Raw genomic sequence first — 14519 nt, forward strand, 5'->3', positions numbered from 1 at the left:
CCAGCGACCTGTCGGCCACGAGGGTCTCGGTGGTCACATCAGTGGGACGCTCGGCCTTCCCAGAGGGTTTACGCTCTGCCGGTTCATTAGGGGGCATGACCCAGTCGTGTCCTCGCCAGGCGGCCACATCGTGCTAATCGCATGGGCTGTCGTTGTTGAAGTTTTGCACACTTACCTTAGCTGGGCGGATCTTTGTTCGCTGACGATGTGCCATCACCGATTGACAACGGCGCGGGGAGTGGGGAAGGGGCTTCACGGGACGGCAGGGGGATAGGGTGCCCGCATGGTGAGTGAAGCCGACTGCCTGTTCTGCAGGATCGTGGCCGGGGAGATTCCCGCGGACGTCGTCCACGAGACCGAGCGGACCCTGGCCTTCAGAGACGTCAACCCCCAGGCGCCGACCCATGTCCTGGTGGTTCCCAAGGACCACTACCAGGACGCGGCGGCGCTGGCCGCGGCCGACCACGGGCTCGCCGACGAGGTGCTCAGGACGGCGCACACGGTGGCCGAGCAGGAGGGGGTCGCGGAGCCCGGATACCGCATCGTGTTCAACACCGGTCCCGGGGCGGGACAGACCGTTTTCCACGTACACGGGCACGTGCTCGGCGGACGCGGCCTGACCTGGCCGCCCGGGTGAAAACGGGAAAGCGCGATCGGGTCGAACACGGATACGATGGCGGGGAAGTCTGAACCCGATATCTGGAGGCGAACAGGCCGAAAGGCCCGCCTATGTCCGAGACAAACGATTCCAGCAGAACGTCCCAGCCCAAGGCCAAGGGCCCCAGTAGGACCCAGGCAAAGGTGGTGATTCCGGACGACCATTCGATGGTGAGCCTGCTGGGCTCGCGTGACGAGCTGCTGCGGGTCGTCGAGGGCGCCTTCCGCGCCGACATCCACGTCCGGGGCAACGAGATCACCATCACCGGCAGCCCCGAGGAGAGCAGCGTCGTGGTGCGCCTGTTCGAGGAGCTGGCCGAACTCGTCCGAGGGGGCGCGGAACTCACACCCGACGCGGTCGAGCGCAGCATCGCGATGCTGCGCATGAGCTCGGACCGCCCGGCGGAGGTGCTCTCCCTCGACATCATCTCCTCGCGGGGCCGGACGATCCGTCCCAAGACGGTGAACCAGAAGCGCTACGTCGACGCGATCGACCGGCACACCATCGTCTTCGGCATCGGCCCCGCCGGCACCGGCAAGACCTACCTGGCGATGGCCAAGGCGGTCAGGGCGCTGCAGGAGAAGAAGGTCAACCGGATCATCCTCACCCGTCCGGCGGTCGAGGCGGGCGAACGGCTCGGCTTCCTGCCCGGCACGCTCTACGAGAAGATCGACCCCTACCTGCGCCCGCTCTACGACGCGCTGCACGACATGGTCGACCCCGACTCGATCCCCCGGCTGATGGCCGCGGGCACGATCGAGGTCGCCCCGCTGGCCTACATGCGCGGCCGTACGCTCAACGACGCCTTCATCATCCTCGACGAGGCGCAGAACACCTCGCCCGAGCAGATGAAGATGTTCCTGACGCGTCTGGGGTTCAACTCGAAGATCGTCGTCACGGGTGACGTCACCCAGGTCGACCTGCCCGGCGGCACGCAGAGCGGCCTGAAGGTGGTCCAGGAGATCCTCGACGGCATCCCCGACATCCACTTCAGCCGTCTGACCAGCTCCGACGTCGTACGGCACAGGCTGGTCAGCGACATCGTCGACGCCTACGGGCGTTACGACGAGCTGCGACGTGACGAGCCGCAGCCGATCAAGGGCGTGGTGAAGCGTCCCAGGGGAAGAACGGTGAGCGACCGATGAGCATCGAGGTCAACAACGAGTCCGGTGTCGAGATCGACGAGGGGCTCATCGTCTCGCTGGCCGGGCACGTGCTGGAGCGGATGGACATCAACCCGCTCGCCGAGCTGTCCATCCTCGTCGTGGACGAGGAGGCCATGGCGGTGCTGCACGAGCAGTGGATGGGCGAGCCCGGGCCGACGGACGTGCTCGCCTTCCCGATGGACGAGCTGCGTCCCGGTCCCGGCAGCGGCGCCCGCCAGGAGGGCGACGCCCCGGCCGACCCGGCGCTCCTGGGCGATGTGGTGCTGTGCCCGCAGGTGGCGGCCAAGCAGGCCGCCGAGGCGGGGCACAGCACGGAGGCCGAGCTTGAGCTGCTGTGCACGCACGGCATCCTCCACCTGCTCGGCTACGACCACGCCGAGCCCGAGGAGCACAAGGAGATGTTCGGCCTGCAGGGCGAGCTTCTCGAATCGTGGCGGAAGGTGCGCCCCCAGCGGTGAACTTCGCCAACGGGTGGTTGCTCTCGGCCGTCGTCCTCGTCGTGGTCGGCGGCCTGATCGCCAGTGCGGAGACGGCTCTCACCCGTATCTCACGGGTGCGGGCCGAGGAGTTCGTGCGTGAGGGCCGCCGGGGCGCGAAGCGCCTGCAGGCGATCGTCGCCGACCCGCCGCGCTACCTCAACCTGCTGCTCCTGCTGCGCCTGAGCTGCGAACTGGTCGCCACGGTGATCGCCACGCTGCTCTTCATCGATCTGCTCGGCGACGAGGGCGGGGCGTACGCCGCCGCGGCGGCCGTCATGATCGTGATCAGCTACGTGATCGTCGGGGTCTCCCCGCGCACCCTCGGCCGTCAGCACGCCGAACCGATCGCCCTGGCCAGCGCCCCTCTCGTGTACGGCCTGACCAGGATCTTCGGTCCCCTGCCCAAGCTGCTCATCCTGATCGGCAACGCCGTGACGCCCGGCAAGGGCTTCAGGGAGGGGCCGTTCACCTCAGAGGCCGAGCTGCGCGACCTGGTCGACCTGGCCGAGGAGCGCAGGGTCATCGAGCCGGATGAGCGGGAGATGATCCACTCGGTCTTCGAGCTCGGCGACACCCTGGTGCGCGAGGTCATGGTGCCCCGTACCGACATGGTCTTCATCGAGCGCGCCAAGACCCTGAACCAGGCGCTTTCGCTCGCCCTGCGCAGCGGTTTCTCCCGCATCCCCGTCGTCGGGGAGAACGAGGACGACGTCATCGGGATCGCCTACCTCAAGGACGTCGTGCGCCGCCTGCAGGAGACCGGGGAGCAGAGCCGCTCGGAGCAGATCGACACGATCATGCGCCAGGCCTCCTACGTGCCGGAGAGCAAGCCGATCGACGAGCTCCTGCGCGAGATGCAGGCCCGCCAGATCCACCAGGCCATCGTCATCGACGAGTACGGCGGGACGGCCGGTCTGGTCACCATCGAGGACATCCTGGAGGAGATCGTCGGCGAGATAACCGACGAGTACGACCAGGAGGCGCCCAGGATCGAGTCACTGGACGACGGCTCCGTGCGGGTGACCGCCCGGCTGCCCGTGGGTGACCTGGCCGACCTGTTCGACGTCGAACTTGAGGTGGACGACGTCGAGACCGTGGGCGGCCTGCTGGCGCACGCCCTCGGCCGGGTGCCGATCGCGGGCTCGGAGGCCGTGGTCGAGGGGCTCAGCCTGACGGCCGAGAGCCTCGCGGGCCGTCGCAACCGGATCGGCACGGTCCTCGTCCGGCGGGTCGCCCCCGCCGAGCCCGACTCCGTGGAGGCCTCGGCGGGACACGACTGACCCCGCGGAAAGCGGCTTTCAAGCGGGCCGCAAGCGTCCTGCAACCGGGGCCGGGCACTGTGTTCTCACGGCGCCGCTCACGCGGAGCCGATGGGGGCCGGCACCGTGAGGGGTTCGCGGGGCCGGGACGAAAAACACGGGGGAAAGGCACGAGAGGCTCCGGCAGACAGTCTCTCGTCGCTCGCTGAAGGGTGTTCTCAACCGCATGGGGTGGTTGAGAGCACCCTTAGGCGTTTCTTGGCGATTGCCGCTTTTGGTGACAGGGAAGAAAGCGGATCGGCGGGGACAAGACATCTCGCATGTGACATCGGGGGATGAGTCATGACGCGGGGGATTCAGGTTGTTATTGCGGTCACTATCTGCGGAGCGCTGGCCGTGGGGGCGGCCGCGTGCGGTGGCGGGGCGGCGCGGGACGCCTCAGCGGGGGGCGACTCCCGGGCCGAGCTCACAAGGCTGCGGGGACTGCTGCGGGAAGGAGCGTCGCACCTTCCCGACGGCTTCTCCGCCAGGCCACGCGACGGGTGGGTGCCACCGTTCAGGGCGGTCAACCAGGACTGCAGACTCCTGCTCGACACGGCAGCAGGCGCAGGAGCCGGTCCCGGCGGGGCACGGGTGGCCGCGACCTACCCGGGCGACAGGCTGGGCGAGCTGGTGGGGGTCAGCATGGCCTCCTACGCCGGGCAGGGCGCCGAACTGCGCTTCGCGGAGCTGACCCGGGCACTGGACGGCTGCCGGGTGGCCAGGAACTCCCTGGCGGGCAGAGGAACCGTGCTCCGGGTCTCCCGGCTGCGGCTGGGCGACACCGGGGCCGAGGTCCAGGCCAGGCGGCTGCGGGGCAGGCTCAACGGCTACCCCTACGAGATGCACGCCGTCTTCGCCCTCACGGGAAACACCCTGGTCTCCCTGGTGCACACCGGCGTCGCGGGCGTCGACGCGGGCCGTACCGGGCGGCTCACCCGGTCGCTCGTCGGCGGCGCGGCCTCGTGAACGGTCCCGCCGGGCGCGCGGGCCGGTCGTGCCTCGCCTCCCGGGGCTGAATACCCTTGTGCCGTGAGTGACACGACCCTCGACCCAGAGGACAACAAGATCATCGTGCTGGCCCGCTCCATCCGCGCCCGTAACGGCGCGGCCGAGGGGGCGGCCGTACGTGACGAGACGGGACGGACCTACTCGGCGACCAACGTGGCGCTGCCGTCACTGCGGTTGTCGGCGCTCCAGGTGGCCGTGGCGATGGCCGTCTCCAGCGGGGCCGAGGCCCTGGAGGCGGCGGCTCTGGTCACGGCGGCGGACGGCCCGGCGGAGGCGGACGTGCTCGTGGTCCGCGATCTGGGCGGGGAACGACTCCTGGTCGCCGGTCCCGACGGAACGTTGCGTCAGAGCTGACCGTTCCATCGGGGACAATGGTTGGCGTGAGTTCCTCAGCTGCTGATTTCCGTGCCGGTTTCGCCTGCTTCGTCGGCAGGCCCAATGTCGGCAAATCCACGCTGATGAACGCGTTGGTCGGCACGAAGGTGGCGATCACCTCCTCCAAGCCGCAGACCACTCGCAGGGCCATCAGGGGCATCGTGCACCGGCCCGACGCCCAGCTCGTCATCGTGGACACCCCCGGCCTGCACCGGCCCAGGACGCTGCTGGGCGAGCGGCTGGACAGCCTGGTGCTGTCCACCCTCACTGAGGTCGACGTGATCGGCTTCTGCGTGCCCGCCAACGAGCCCGTCGGCAAGGGAGACCGGTTCATCGCCGAGAAGCTCGCCGCCGTCAGGAAGACCCCGGTCGTCGCCGTGGTGACCAAGTGCGACCTGGCCACCCGCGAGCAGATCGCCGCCCAGCTGCTCGCGGTCTCCCAGCTCGCCGAGTTCGCGGAGATCGTCCCGGTCTCCGCGGCGTCGGGCGAGCAGCTGGACGTGGTCGCGGACGTGCTGATCGACCGGCTTCCCGAGAGCCCGCCGCTGTACGAGGGGGGGCAGCTCACCGACGAGCCGGAGCAGGTGCTCGTGGGCGAGCTGATCCGGGAGGCCGCGCTTGAGGGGGTCAGGGACGAGCTGCCGCACTCGATCGCGGTCGTCGTCGACGAGATGCTGCCCCGTGAGGGCCGTGACGACCTGCTCGACATCTACGCGCACATGTTCGTCGAGCGCCCGTCGCAGAAGGCCATCGTGATCGGTCACAAGGGGACGCGCCTGAAGGAGGTCGGCAGCCGGGCCCGTAAGCAGATCGAGGCGCTGCTCGGCAGCCGGGTCTACCTCGACCTGCGCATCAGCGTCGCCAAGGACTGGCAGCGCGACCCCAAACAGCTGCGCCGTCTCGGCTTCTACGACTGAGCGTCTTCTTCACGGTCCGGAGTACGGCCGGTTTTCCCGGCCCTCTCCCGGGTTTCGCCGTGCGCCGGACGCCGTCGGAAACGCCTGCGGGCGAAAGGGCGGCCGGGAGAGCCCAAAAGGGTTTTCCACGGCCGATGACCTGGTCTTGTGGTGTTTTTTCGGGACCACTGATTCGGCGATCCTGACCGGTCGGCGGGCCTTCCTGAAACCGGGGGGCATTGCCGGAGGTTTTCGCCGGTGTTTTCCCGGTACTCCGTTCGATCTCGTCTTGGTGAAGGTCCTCCTGAATCCGGGAACCCCGGCGTAGCCTTCGGGGTAAAGAGGAGGTCAAGGGCGCAGTGACCGAGAAACCCGCGCGGGGGCAGGAGCCACCCGAGCCCGAGCCCGATCGGCCCGAGCCGGAACGGCCGGCGGAGCCCGAACCGCCCGGGACGCCCGAGCCGTTCGAGGAACCGCCCCCCGCCACGGAGCGCTACGTTCCCCAGCCCGTCCCGCCGGAGCTCGGCGGCTCGACGGGCAGAGGGCGCAGGGTGCGGCGCTTCCGGCTGACCGCCTGGATCGCGCTGGTCCTGGCGGCCGTCGTGGTCGGCGCCTCGGTCCTGTGGGTCAACGGACCGCCGACGGAGGCCGAGCTGCGGGAGAAGGCGGGCCTGTTCGGCAAGGAGACCCTGCGGATCGGCGTCAAGGACGACACCCCGGGCATCGCGCTGCAGGACAGGAGCGGCGCACGCGTCTTCAGGGGCTTCGACATCGACATCGCGTACATGATCGCCGCGGATCTGGGCTATCCGAAGGACAGGGTCGCCTTCATGGCCATCGAGACCGAGGACAGGGCCCGTATGCAGGCCCGTGACAAGGACGGCCTGTTCGTCAGGGTCGACCTCGTGGTCGCCACCTTCAGCGTGACGCCCGAGCGGCAGAGGGACCCCTCAGTCGGCTTCTCCACCCCCTACCTCTACACCGAGCAGTCCGTGGTGACCAGGTCCGACTACGAGGGGAAGGTCACCTCGCTGGGGCAGTTGAGGGGCAAGAAGGTCTGCACGCTCGGCACCTCGACCTCGGAGGTCGAACTGGAGCGGGCGACCAGGGCGGACGTCACCGCGAAGAACCGGATCAGCGACTGCATCGAGGGACTGAAGAACGGGGAGTACGACGCGGTGACGACCGACGCGGCCATCCTGGCGGGGTTCGTCAAGGAGTCGGCCGGAGAGCTGGTCCACCACGACATCGCGCTGGAGAAGACCGAGATGTGGGCGGTCAACGCGGGCCCGAACGCCGCGCTGCGCGACCTGATCAACCTCGCCCTCTACCGGTCCTACGCCGACCCGCAGAACCACGGCTGGGAGGACGCCTACAAGGACAACATCGAACCGATGCTCGCCGCCAGCCGCGACGTCAACGTGGCCCAGTCCGAGCAGCCGTGTGTACTTCCCCCGCCGATCCGCAGGTGGCCGTGGGAGCGGGGCCTGGCCGCGGCCCAGGAGTGTCTCTCCCGGTGAAACGCCCCCGGCGAGTCATGGCCACGCCGAGGAACCAGGAATGGCTGCTCGCGCTGCTGCCGGTCTTCCCCGTCGTCCTGCTGGTGCTGCGGCTGTGGTACGCCAGCAGGCAGGACACCCAGACGCTGCTCCTCCTCGTGCAGAGCATCAGTCCACTGGGCATGCTGACCGCCGTCCTGCTCACGAGCGTGTGGGTGCTGCCCGCGCTCATCCTGGGCGGCAGGGTGCTGGGCACCCTCTACTGGATCAGCGCGCGCCGTTCCTCGTGGCTGGTGCGCACCGCGCAGCGGCTTCCCAGCTGGGTGGTCGTCCTGGCCGTCGTGGTCGGCCTGTTCTCCTGGCAGCTGCGCTTCCTGCCGACGCTGGTAATGCTGGCGCTGGCCGCGGCGGGTCTCACGGTCCGCGACCGGTTCCCGCACCACGAGGGGTTGCGCACCGCCTTCTGCTACGCGCTGCCGCTGATGATCGCGCTGCTGTCCTACGTGGTGCTGTGGCCCGCGATCGTCACGGCCTTCACCATCCACGACGTGCCGACCGCGATCCTGCTGACGCTTCCGCCGGGGGTCTCGGTGCTGCTCACCGGGCCCGTCCCCCTGATCGCCGCGCGGACGCTCACCCACGGCATCGCCATCGCCATCGCGGTCTTCGCGCCGTTCCTGATCGGGGTGGTCGTGATGCGGGCGCCGATCCTGCCGCTGACCGCGCTGCAGATCGAGGAGGAGGGCAAGCCCCGGGTGCTCGTCGGCTACCTGGTCGCGGGCGACGACCGGATGTTCACCGTCCTCGGGCGGGAGGGCGCCGTGAGCTTCGTCCGCAACGACGAGCTCAAGTCCAGGGTGCTGTGCCCCGATCCGGGCGAGGTGCCCAGGACCCAGGTCAACCTGTACGGCTGGTACGTGGAGCAGAACATGGCCTCCTGGATCGCCCCGTCCCGGCCCATGCTCCCCGTCGACTCCCGCTGCCAGGGAAGGCCACTCGGCTGAGGACCCTCGGGCCGGTCCGCGCTACTGGCGGTACTCCTCGACCTCCCGCACCGGGCGCGGCGCCGCCGAGTCGGGGTCCTCGCCGAACTCCCTGTGCGCCCTGCGCTGCCTGAGCAGGTCCCACGCCTGGTCGAGGGCCTCCTCAAGCTCCCTGATCCGGTTGTTCTCCTCGTGTGAGGAGATGCCGCCGGAGGCCAGCCGCCGCCGCAGGCCGTGTTCCTCGGCGATCAGCTCGTGGATGTGGGCGAGGATGTCGTCGTCCTTCATGGTCGATCCCCCTGTCGTCGACAGCAGCGCCACGGTAACGCCACTGTAGTCCGCGACCCTCCGCGGGCCTCCCGGCGGGCACCGCCCAGGGGACGGGCACGGCACACGCGCCGCTCACGCCCCACACGTCCCGCGATGTGAGACCGCGTCTCAGGTATTCGCAACCGTCTGCTAACGTGCTAGGCATGCTGCGCGGGCTGCTTCTTAGCTGCCGCGACGAGGGCCTGTAACAGGCCGGCTCCCTCGTCGCGGAGCGAGCCATGCGTGTCGGCCGTGATCGTCTTTCCAGCCGAGGAGCCTCATGTATCCGCAGCAGCAGCCCAGTTCCATGCCCTTCGCGCGCTATCAGCCCTTCGACGCCGTACGACTGGACGACCGCACCTGGCCGGGGAAGGTCATCGAGCGCGCCCCCCAGTGGTGCGCCGTGGACCTGCGTGACGGCAACCAGGCGCTGATCGACCCGATGGACTCCCACCGCAAGCTCAAGATGTTCGAGCTGCTGGTGGGAATGGGCTACAAGGAGATCGAGGTCGGCTTCCCCTCCGCCTCGCAGACCGACTTCGACTTCGTCCGGCAGATCATCGAAGAGGGCCGGATCCCCGACGACGTGGTGATCCAGGTCCTCACCCAGGCCAGGGCCGAGCTGATCGAGCGGACCTTCGAGTCGCTGCGCGGCGCCAAGCAGGCCATCGTCCACCTGTACAACTCGACCTCGACGCTGCAGCGCAGGGTCGTCTTCGGCCAGGACAGGGAGGGCATCACCGCGATCGCGGTCGAGGGCGCCAAGCTGTGCAAGAAGCTCGCCGCCGAGCTGGAGGGCACCGAGATCTACTTCCAGTACTCGCCCGAGTCCTTCACCGGGACCGAGCTGGAGTACGCCGTCGAGGTCTGCAACGCCGTCAACGACGTCTGGCAGCCGACCCCGGAGCGCAAGGTCATCGTCAACCTGCCCGCGACGGTGGAGATGGCCACGCCGAACGTCTACGCCGACCAGATCGAGTGGATGCACCGCAACCTGGCCTACCGCGACTCGATCGTGCTGTCGCTGCACCCGCACAACGACCGGGGCACCGCCGTGGCCGCCGCCGAGCTGGGCTACATGGCCGGGGCCGACCGCATCGAGGGCTGCCTGTTCGGCAACGGCGAGCGCACCGGCAACGTGTGCCTGGTCACGCTGGGCATGAACCTGTTCTCGCAGGGCGTCGACCCGCAGATCGACTTCTCCGACATCGACGAGGTCCGCCGGGTCACCGAGTACTGCAACCAGCTGCCTGTCCACCCGCGCCACCCCTGGGGCGGCGAGCTGGTCTACACCGCCTTCTCCGGCTCCCACCAGGACGCCATCAAGAAGGGCCTGGAGCACATGGAGCGCGACGCCGCCGCCGCGGGCGTGCCGGTGGACGACTTCACCTGGGCGGTGCCGTACCTGCCGATCGACCCCAAGGACATCGGCCGGACCTACGAGGCGGTCATCCGGGTCAACAGCCAGTCGGGCAAGGGCGGGGTCGCCTACATCATGAAGGCCGACCACCATCTGGACCTGCCGCGCCGCCTGCAGATCGAGTTCTCCCGCGTCGTGCAGGGCCGTACCGACGAGATGGGGGGAGAGGTGAGCCCGGCCCAGATGTGGGAGGTCTTCACCGACGAGTACCTCCCCAACCCGGCCAGCCCGTGGGGGCGCCTGGGCCTGCTGGCCCACCGTACGGTCTCCAGGGGGGACGACAAGGACGCCATCGGTGCCGACCTGCGCGTCGACGGTGAGATCCGTGAGGTCGAGGGCGTCGGCAACGGCCCCATCTCGGCCTTCTGCGACGCCCTGAGCGGGATCGGGGTCCAGGTCCGTGTCCTGGACTACGCCGAGCACGCGATGAGCGCGGGAACCGACGCCAAGGCGGCCTCCTACATCGAGTGTGAGGTCGATGGACAGGCCCTGTGGGGTGTCGGTATCGACGCCAACACCACGACCGCGTCCCTGAAGGCCATCATCTCCGCGGTCAACCGCGCCGGTCGTTAGGACCTGTCCCGGGGTTTCCCGTTCGAAGAAGGACGCCCGCCCGGCGTGATCCGCCGGGCGGCGCACCCGGGAGGCCGCCGATCGGGCGGTCGCGCCCGGTGTCCTCAACCTGGCCGCGTCCACGGCGAGATCCGCCCGTGGCGCGGCCGAGTCATGTCCGGTCCGCCTCCTCGCAGGCCCCGGATTCCGGCTTCCGTTCACAGTCCCTGTCGCAGCCCCTGTCGGCGGGCAGCCGTTCGAGCTCCTGCTCCGCCCACAGCGCCCAGTCCCGCTGCATGGCACTGAAACGCATCCCCCATTCGAGCGCGAGCCTGCCGTACACCGACAGGCCGTCGTCCATCGCGCTGATCATCTCCCGCAGGGGGGCCAGTTTGCCGATTCGCTCCTCGCCGAGTTCCGCCTGCCGTCGCAGGTAGGCGCCGGCCTGCTCGTGGGAGACCTCGCCGAGGAAGAAGACACGCAGGAGCATCTCGCTGCGCCTGGCCAGGGGGCCGGGGTCGGTCTCCGTCAGCCAGCGCCGCAGCTCGGCGCGCCCCGCCTCGGTGACGGCGTACTCCTTGCGGCCCCGCGGGCCTTCCGAGGTCACCTCGACCAGGCCTGTGCTCGCCAGACGGCCGAGCTCGGCGTAGACCTGGCTCTGCGTGGCGGGCCACACGTTGGCGAGGGAGATGTCGAAGGTCTTCAGCAGGTCGTAGCCGCTCGCGGGTCCCTGGCTCAGCAGGCCGAGCAGTGCGTGTCGGAGGCTCATGCCTCGATCCTACATTCCTGTGTTGACATGTCATTACAGGAAGTTCTACCTTTGACCTGTCTGCACAGGAATGTCGAGCGCGAAGAGAGCGAGTCATGGTCCGCAGTTTTCTTGGGTTCCTCCCGTGGATCGTCTACGCCGTGATCGCCACCGGTGACGAGTGGCGTTGGGGGGCCCTGGCCGGGCTGGTGATCGCGCTCGGGCTCATCGTCGTGGACCGCCGTTCCGGCAAGGACTGGGACCAGATGGTGATCGAGACCAGCGCCGCGATCTTCTTCGTCCTGAGCGCGGCCGTCTCCTTCGCCGGTCCCTCCTCCTCGCTCATCCCGTACGGCCCGGCCCTCGTCAACGCCTGGCTGGCGCTCACCGCCTGGGGGTCGCTGGCCATCCGCAAGCCCTTCACCCTCGGCATCGCCAGGAGCATGGCCCCTGAGGAGATCTGGCGGACTCCCCAGTTCTACCGGGTCAACGCGGTCATCACCGCGGTGTGGGGTGCCGCCTTCGTCGTCGCCGCGGTGCTGCTGGCCGTACTGCTGAGCGTCGCTCCGCACGCCACCACCGCCGTCATCGCCGTCAAGATCGTCACCTTCGTGGTGCCCATGGTCTTCACCGCCCGTTATCCCAAGATCGCCGCGGCCCGGTTCCGGGGCCAGGCGGCCTGACCGTCCTCGCGATTCCCACCGAGTCATCTGGAGCAGAACGTGACCACCACTCCCGGGATCTCCGGAACCCCCGCCTACCTCAGCGGTGACCTCGCCCCGGTCCCCGACGAGATCGGTGCCTTCGACCTGCCGGTCACCGGCACCCTGCCTCCCGAGCTGACGGGCCGTTACCTCCGCAACGGGCCCAACCCGCTGCCCGGCCAGGACTCGGGGCACTGGTTCGCCGGGGCGGGCATGATCCACGGTGTCAGGCTGCGCGACGGCCGCGCGGAGTGGTACCGCAACCGCTGGGTCCGTACCCGCTCCTTCACCGAGGGTGCCAGGCTCCTCGGCCCGGACGGCCTCGACAGGACCGCCGTCAGCGCCAACACCTCGGTCATCCGGCACGCGGACAGGATCCTCGCGCTGGTCGAGAGCGGCTTCCCGTACGAGATGACGCCCGAGCTCGACACGGTCGGGCCGTGCGACTTCGGCGGGCGGCTGACCACGGGGATGACCGCCCACCCCAAGCTGGACCCGGTGACCGGTGAGCTGCACTTCTTCGGGTACGGCTTCATGCCGCCCTACCTGACCTACCACCGCCTGTCGGCGGCCGGGGAACTGGTGGAGAGCCGTGAGGTCGAGGTGCCCGGGCCGACGATGATCCACGACTTCGCGATCACCGAGAACCATGTGATCTGGCTCGACCTGCCGGTCGTCTTCGACATGGAACTGGTCGGAAAGAGCCTGCCGTTCCAGTGGAGCGACTCCTACGGGGCCAGGATCGGCGTGATGGACCGCGCGGGGAAGGTGACGTGGTTCGACGTCGACCCGTGCTACGTCTTCCACGTGGGCAACGCCCGTGAGGACGCCTCGGGGCGGGTGGTGCTCGACGCGATCCGCTACACGCGTGAGTCCTTCACCTCCATCTGGGGCAGGATCGGCGGCGCCGCCAACCCCGCGGCCGAGACCGGGGGAGCGGTGCTGCACCGCTGGGTGCTCGACCCGGCGACCGGCGGGGTGACCGAGGAACAGCGCGACGACCGCGCGGTGGAGTTCCCCACGTTCAACGAGGACCTGCTGGGCCGTGACAGCCGCCTGCTGTACACCGTCTCCGACGACGCGGTCGTGAAGTACGACACCGAGACCGGTGCGACCCTGGTCAGGGACACCGAGGGGCGCCCCGGTGAGGCGATCTTCGTGCCCGCGGCGGACACGGCGGCCGAGGACGGCGGCTGGCTGATGTCGATCGTCACCGACCACTCGGGGGAGGGCTCCCGGCTGCTCGTCCTGGACGCGGCGGATCTGGAGTTCGTCGCCTCGGTCCGGCTTCCCCGCCGCGTCCCGGCGGGTTTCCACGGCTCCTGGCTGCCGGACCTGTAAGCCGGACGGCGTTTCCAAGGTTGACCCGGGAAGGGACCTGCGGGGGCGGGTCCCTTCCCGCTTTGCCGGTGAGGCGCTGTTTACCGCCGAGGGCTATGAGGACCTCGCAGAACCGGGAATTTGGCGGGCCCCATGGTATTGCGTAGGAAAGTTTCCTATCCAATACTTCGTCTAGATGCTCTGTCGTCGACGCGAGTCCCGCTATCGGTGGCGGACCGTTGAGGTCAAATGGTCCTGCGGGAATCTCGGCACAGCTGGGAACGAAAAGCCGAAGGCCTTTTCCCTATGGAGACAGTCATGCCTGGACGTGTTCTCACTTTGCTCTCCGGTGCCGTGCTGGCCGCCTCGGCGGTGCTCACGGTCGCCGCCCCCGCACAGGCCGCCGTCGTCGAACGCGGCGAGAGCCCGATCACCACGGGTGAGTACTGCATCGCCCGGATCGACTCCCGCTCCGTCGTCGGTCTCTACGAACGCGGCTCCCTCAACTGCTACGGCTACGTCGGGGGGCGGTTCGCCTACCTGGGGACGGGAAACGCCTACGACGCCTGCCGGTCGAGCAACCCGGGCCGGGTGATCGTCGGTGTCAAGGAAGGCCTGCCGTCCCACTACCTGATCTGCCTGGTCGAGGTCTGAAGTCTTTCCGGCGGTCCTTCGGGATCAGCGGAGAACGGGAAACACCAGCCATTTCCTTTGTGATTGGAGACAGCTATGTCCCGACGTGTTCTCACTTTGCTCTCCGGTGCCGTGCTGGCCGCCTCGGCGGCGTTGTCGGTGGCCGCCCCCGCGCAGGCCGCCGTCGTCGAGCAGGGGCAGGGGCCGATGAACACCGGTGAGTACTGCGCCGCGAAGGTCAGCTACGGCTCAGAACTGGGTTTCTACGAGTACGGCTCCATCAGGTGTTACTCCACCGACAGGAATGGGCGGCTCGTCTACAAGGGGTCGGGTGACCCGGTCGCCGCCTGCCGGTACAGCCACCCCACCAAGGTGGTCGTCGGGGCCAAGGAGGGTCTGCCCGGCCACTACCTGATCTGCCTGATCCAGGAGTGACATCGTTGTGAGGGCCGCCCGGACGCCTGTCCG

At 68.9% G+C, this 14519-nt stretch carries 16 protein-coding genes; 14 read left to right on the forward strand and 2 right to left on the reverse strand.

The window, feature by feature from the left end; genetic code table 11:
• Positions 1-286: 286 nt before the first annotated feature.
• The 9 genes from ACFOYY_RS16000 to ACFOYY_RS16040 all read left to right on the forward strand — a co-directional run bounded on the left by ACFOYY_RS16000 (position 287) and on the right by ACFOYY_RS16040 (position 8386).
• On the forward strand, positions 287-637 hold the full coding sequence (locus ACFOYY_RS16000; RefSeq protein ID WP_352009441.1) for a histidine triad nucleotide-binding protein: 351 nt from the start codon (positions 287-289) through the stop codon (positions 635-637).
• Positions 638-729: 92 nt separating this feature from the next.
• Positions 730-1803, forward strand: coding sequence for a PhoH family protein (locus ACFOYY_RS16005; RefSeq protein ID WP_352008603.1), 1074 nt, complete (start codon positions 730-732; stop codon positions 1801-1803).
• Positions 1800-2282 (forward strand): rRNA maturation RNase YbeY, encoded by a 483-nt coding sequence (gene ybeY, locus ACFOYY_RS16010; RefSeq protein WP_386190174.1) that lies wholly within the window; start codon positions 1800-1802, stop codon positions 2280-2282. The genes ACFOYY_RS16005 and ybeY overlap by 4 nt, the downstream gene beginning before the upstream one ends.
• On the forward strand, positions 2279-3583 hold the full coding sequence (locus tag ACFOYY_RS16015) for a hemolysin family protein (RefSeq protein ID WP_352008605.1): 1305 nt from the start codon (positions 2279-2281) through the stop codon (positions 3581-3583). Before ybeY ends, ACFOYY_RS16015 begins: the two co-directional genes overlap by 4 nt.
• 321 nt (positions 3584-3904) lie before the next feature.
• Entirely contained in the window at positions 3905-4570 is a 666-nt protein-coding gene (locus ACFOYY_RS16020) for a hypothetical protein (protein WP_386190175.1), read from the forward strand.
• A 63-nt stretch (positions 4571-4633) separates the two neighbouring features.
• A complete protein-coding gene (locus ACFOYY_RS16025; protein WP_362774646.1) occupies positions 4634-4966 on the forward strand; it encodes a cytidine deaminase in 333 nt (110 codons plus the stop codon).
• A gap of 17 nt (positions 4967-4983) precedes the next feature.
• On the forward strand, positions 4984-5904 hold the full coding sequence (era, locus tag ACFOYY_RS16030) for a GTPase Era (RefSeq protein WP_352008608.1): 921 nt from the start codon (positions 4984-4986) through the stop codon (positions 5902-5904).
• Between the two features lie 338 nt (positions 5905-6242).
• Positions 6243-7403, forward strand: coding sequence for a transporter substrate-binding domain-containing protein (locus ACFOYY_RS16035; protein ID WP_386190176.1), 1161 nt, complete (start codon positions 6243-6245; stop codon positions 7401-7403).
• 17 nt (positions 7404-7420) lie between these two features.
• Entirely contained in the window at positions 7421-8386 is a 966-nt protein-coding gene (locus ACFOYY_RS16040; RefSeq protein ID WP_362774653.1) for a hypothetical protein, read from the forward strand.
• A gap of 21 nt (positions 8387-8407) precedes the next feature.
• Here the strand turns inward: ACFOYY_RS16040 and ACFOYY_RS16045 are convergent, their stop codons facing one another.
• Complete coding sequence (locus ACFOYY_RS16045; RefSeq protein ID WP_352008611.1) at positions 8408-8653, reverse strand: DUF2630 family protein; 246 nt, start codon at positions 8651-8653, stop codon at positions 8408-8410.
• Positions 8654-8954: 301 nt separating this feature from the next.
• Between ACFOYY_RS16045 and leuA the strand changes: the two genes are divergently transcribed.
• Positions 8955-10667, forward strand: coding sequence for a 2-isopropylmalate synthase (leuA, locus tag ACFOYY_RS16050; RefSeq protein WP_352008612.1), 1713 nt, complete (start codon positions 8955-8957; stop codon positions 10665-10667).
• A gap of 151 nt (positions 10668-10818) precedes the next feature.
• On the opposite strand, the gene ACFOYY_RS16055 is transcribed toward leuA, so the two are convergent.
• On the reverse strand, positions 10819-11415 hold the full coding sequence (locus tag ACFOYY_RS16055) for a PadR family transcriptional regulator (protein ID WP_352008613.1): 597 nt from the start codon (positions 11413-11415) through the stop codon (positions 10819-10821).
• A gap of 95 nt (positions 11416-11510) precedes the next feature.
• Between ACFOYY_RS16055 and ACFOYY_RS16060 the strand changes: the two genes are divergently transcribed.
• The 4 genes from ACFOYY_RS16060 (at position 11511) to ACFOYY_RS16075 (ending at position 14486) form a co-directional block, all read left to right on the forward strand.
• Positions 11511-12077: a hypothetical protein gene (locus ACFOYY_RS16060; protein WP_352008614.1), complete on the forward strand. Its 567-nt coding sequence runs from the start codon at positions 11511-11513 to the stop codon at positions 12075-12077.
• 39 nt (positions 12078-12116) lie between these two features.
• Entirely contained in the window at positions 12117-13439 is a 1323-nt protein-coding gene (locus ACFOYY_RS16065) for a carotenoid oxygenase family protein (RefSeq protein ID WP_386190177.1), read from the forward strand.
• Between the two features lie 297 nt (positions 13440-13736).
• A complete protein-coding gene (locus tag ACFOYY_RS16070) occupies positions 13737-14072 on the forward strand; it encodes a hypothetical protein (protein WP_352008616.1) in 336 nt (111 codons plus the stop codon).
• 75 nt (positions 14073-14147) lie between these two features.
• On the forward strand, positions 14148-14486 hold the full coding sequence (locus tag ACFOYY_RS16075) for a hypothetical protein (protein ID WP_352008617.1): 339 nt from the start codon (positions 14148-14150) through the stop codon (positions 14484-14486).
• Positions 14487-14519 lie beyond the last annotated feature (33 nt).

The organism is Streptosporangium jomthongense, assembly GCF_042650425.1.
Taxonomy (GTDB): domain Bacteria; phylum Actinomycetota; class Actinomycetes; order Streptosporangiales; family Streptosporangiaceae; genus Streptosporangium.

Excerpts from the sequence above, each read along its gene's own strand:
- ACFOYY_RS16075 (WP_352008617.1), top strand. The coding sequence starts at position 14,148 with ATGTCCCGACGTGTTCTCACTTTGCTCTCCGGTGCCGTGCTGGCCGCC.
- ACFOYY_RS16055 (WP_352008613.1), bottom strand. The coding sequence starts at position 11,415 with ATGAGCCTCCGACACGCACTGCTCGGCCTGCTGAGCCAGGGACCCGCG.
- leuA (WP_352008612.1), top strand. The coding sequence starts at position 8,955 with ATGTATCCGCAGCAGCAGCCCAGTTCCATGCCCTTCGCGCGCTATCAG.
- ybeY (WP_386190174.1), top strand. The coding sequence starts at position 1,800 with ATGAGCATCGAGGTCAACAACGAGTCCGGTGTCGAGATCGACGAGGGG.
- ACFOYY_RS16005 (WP_352008603.1), top strand. The coding sequence starts at position 730 with ATGTCCGAGACAAACGATTCCAGCAGAACGTCCCAGCCCAAGGCCAAG.
- ACFOYY_RS16045 (WP_352008611.1), bottom strand. The coding sequence starts at position 8,653 with ATGAAGGACGACGACATCCTCGCCCACATCCACGAGCTGATCGCCGAG.
- era (WP_352008608.1), top strand. The coding sequence starts at position 4,984 with ATGGTTGGCGTGAGTTCCTCAGCTGCTGATTTCCGTGCCGGTTTCGCC.
- ACFOYY_RS16070 (WP_352008616.1), top strand. The coding sequence starts at position 13,737 with ATGCCTGGACGTGTTCTCACTTTGCTCTCCGGTGCCGTGCTGGCCGCC.
- ACFOYY_RS16040 (WP_362774653.1), top strand. The coding sequence starts at position 7,421 with ATGGCCACGCCGAGGAACCAGGAATGGCTGCTCGCGCTGCTGCCGGTC.
- ACFOYY_RS16020 (WP_386190175.1), top strand. The coding sequence starts at position 3,905 with ATGACGCGGGGGATTCAGGTTGTTATTGCGGTCACTATCTGCGGAGCG.
- ACFOYY_RS16060 (WP_352008614.1), top strand. The coding sequence starts at position 11,511 with ATGGTCCGCAGTTTTCTTGGGTTCCTCCCGTGGATCGTCTACGCCGTG.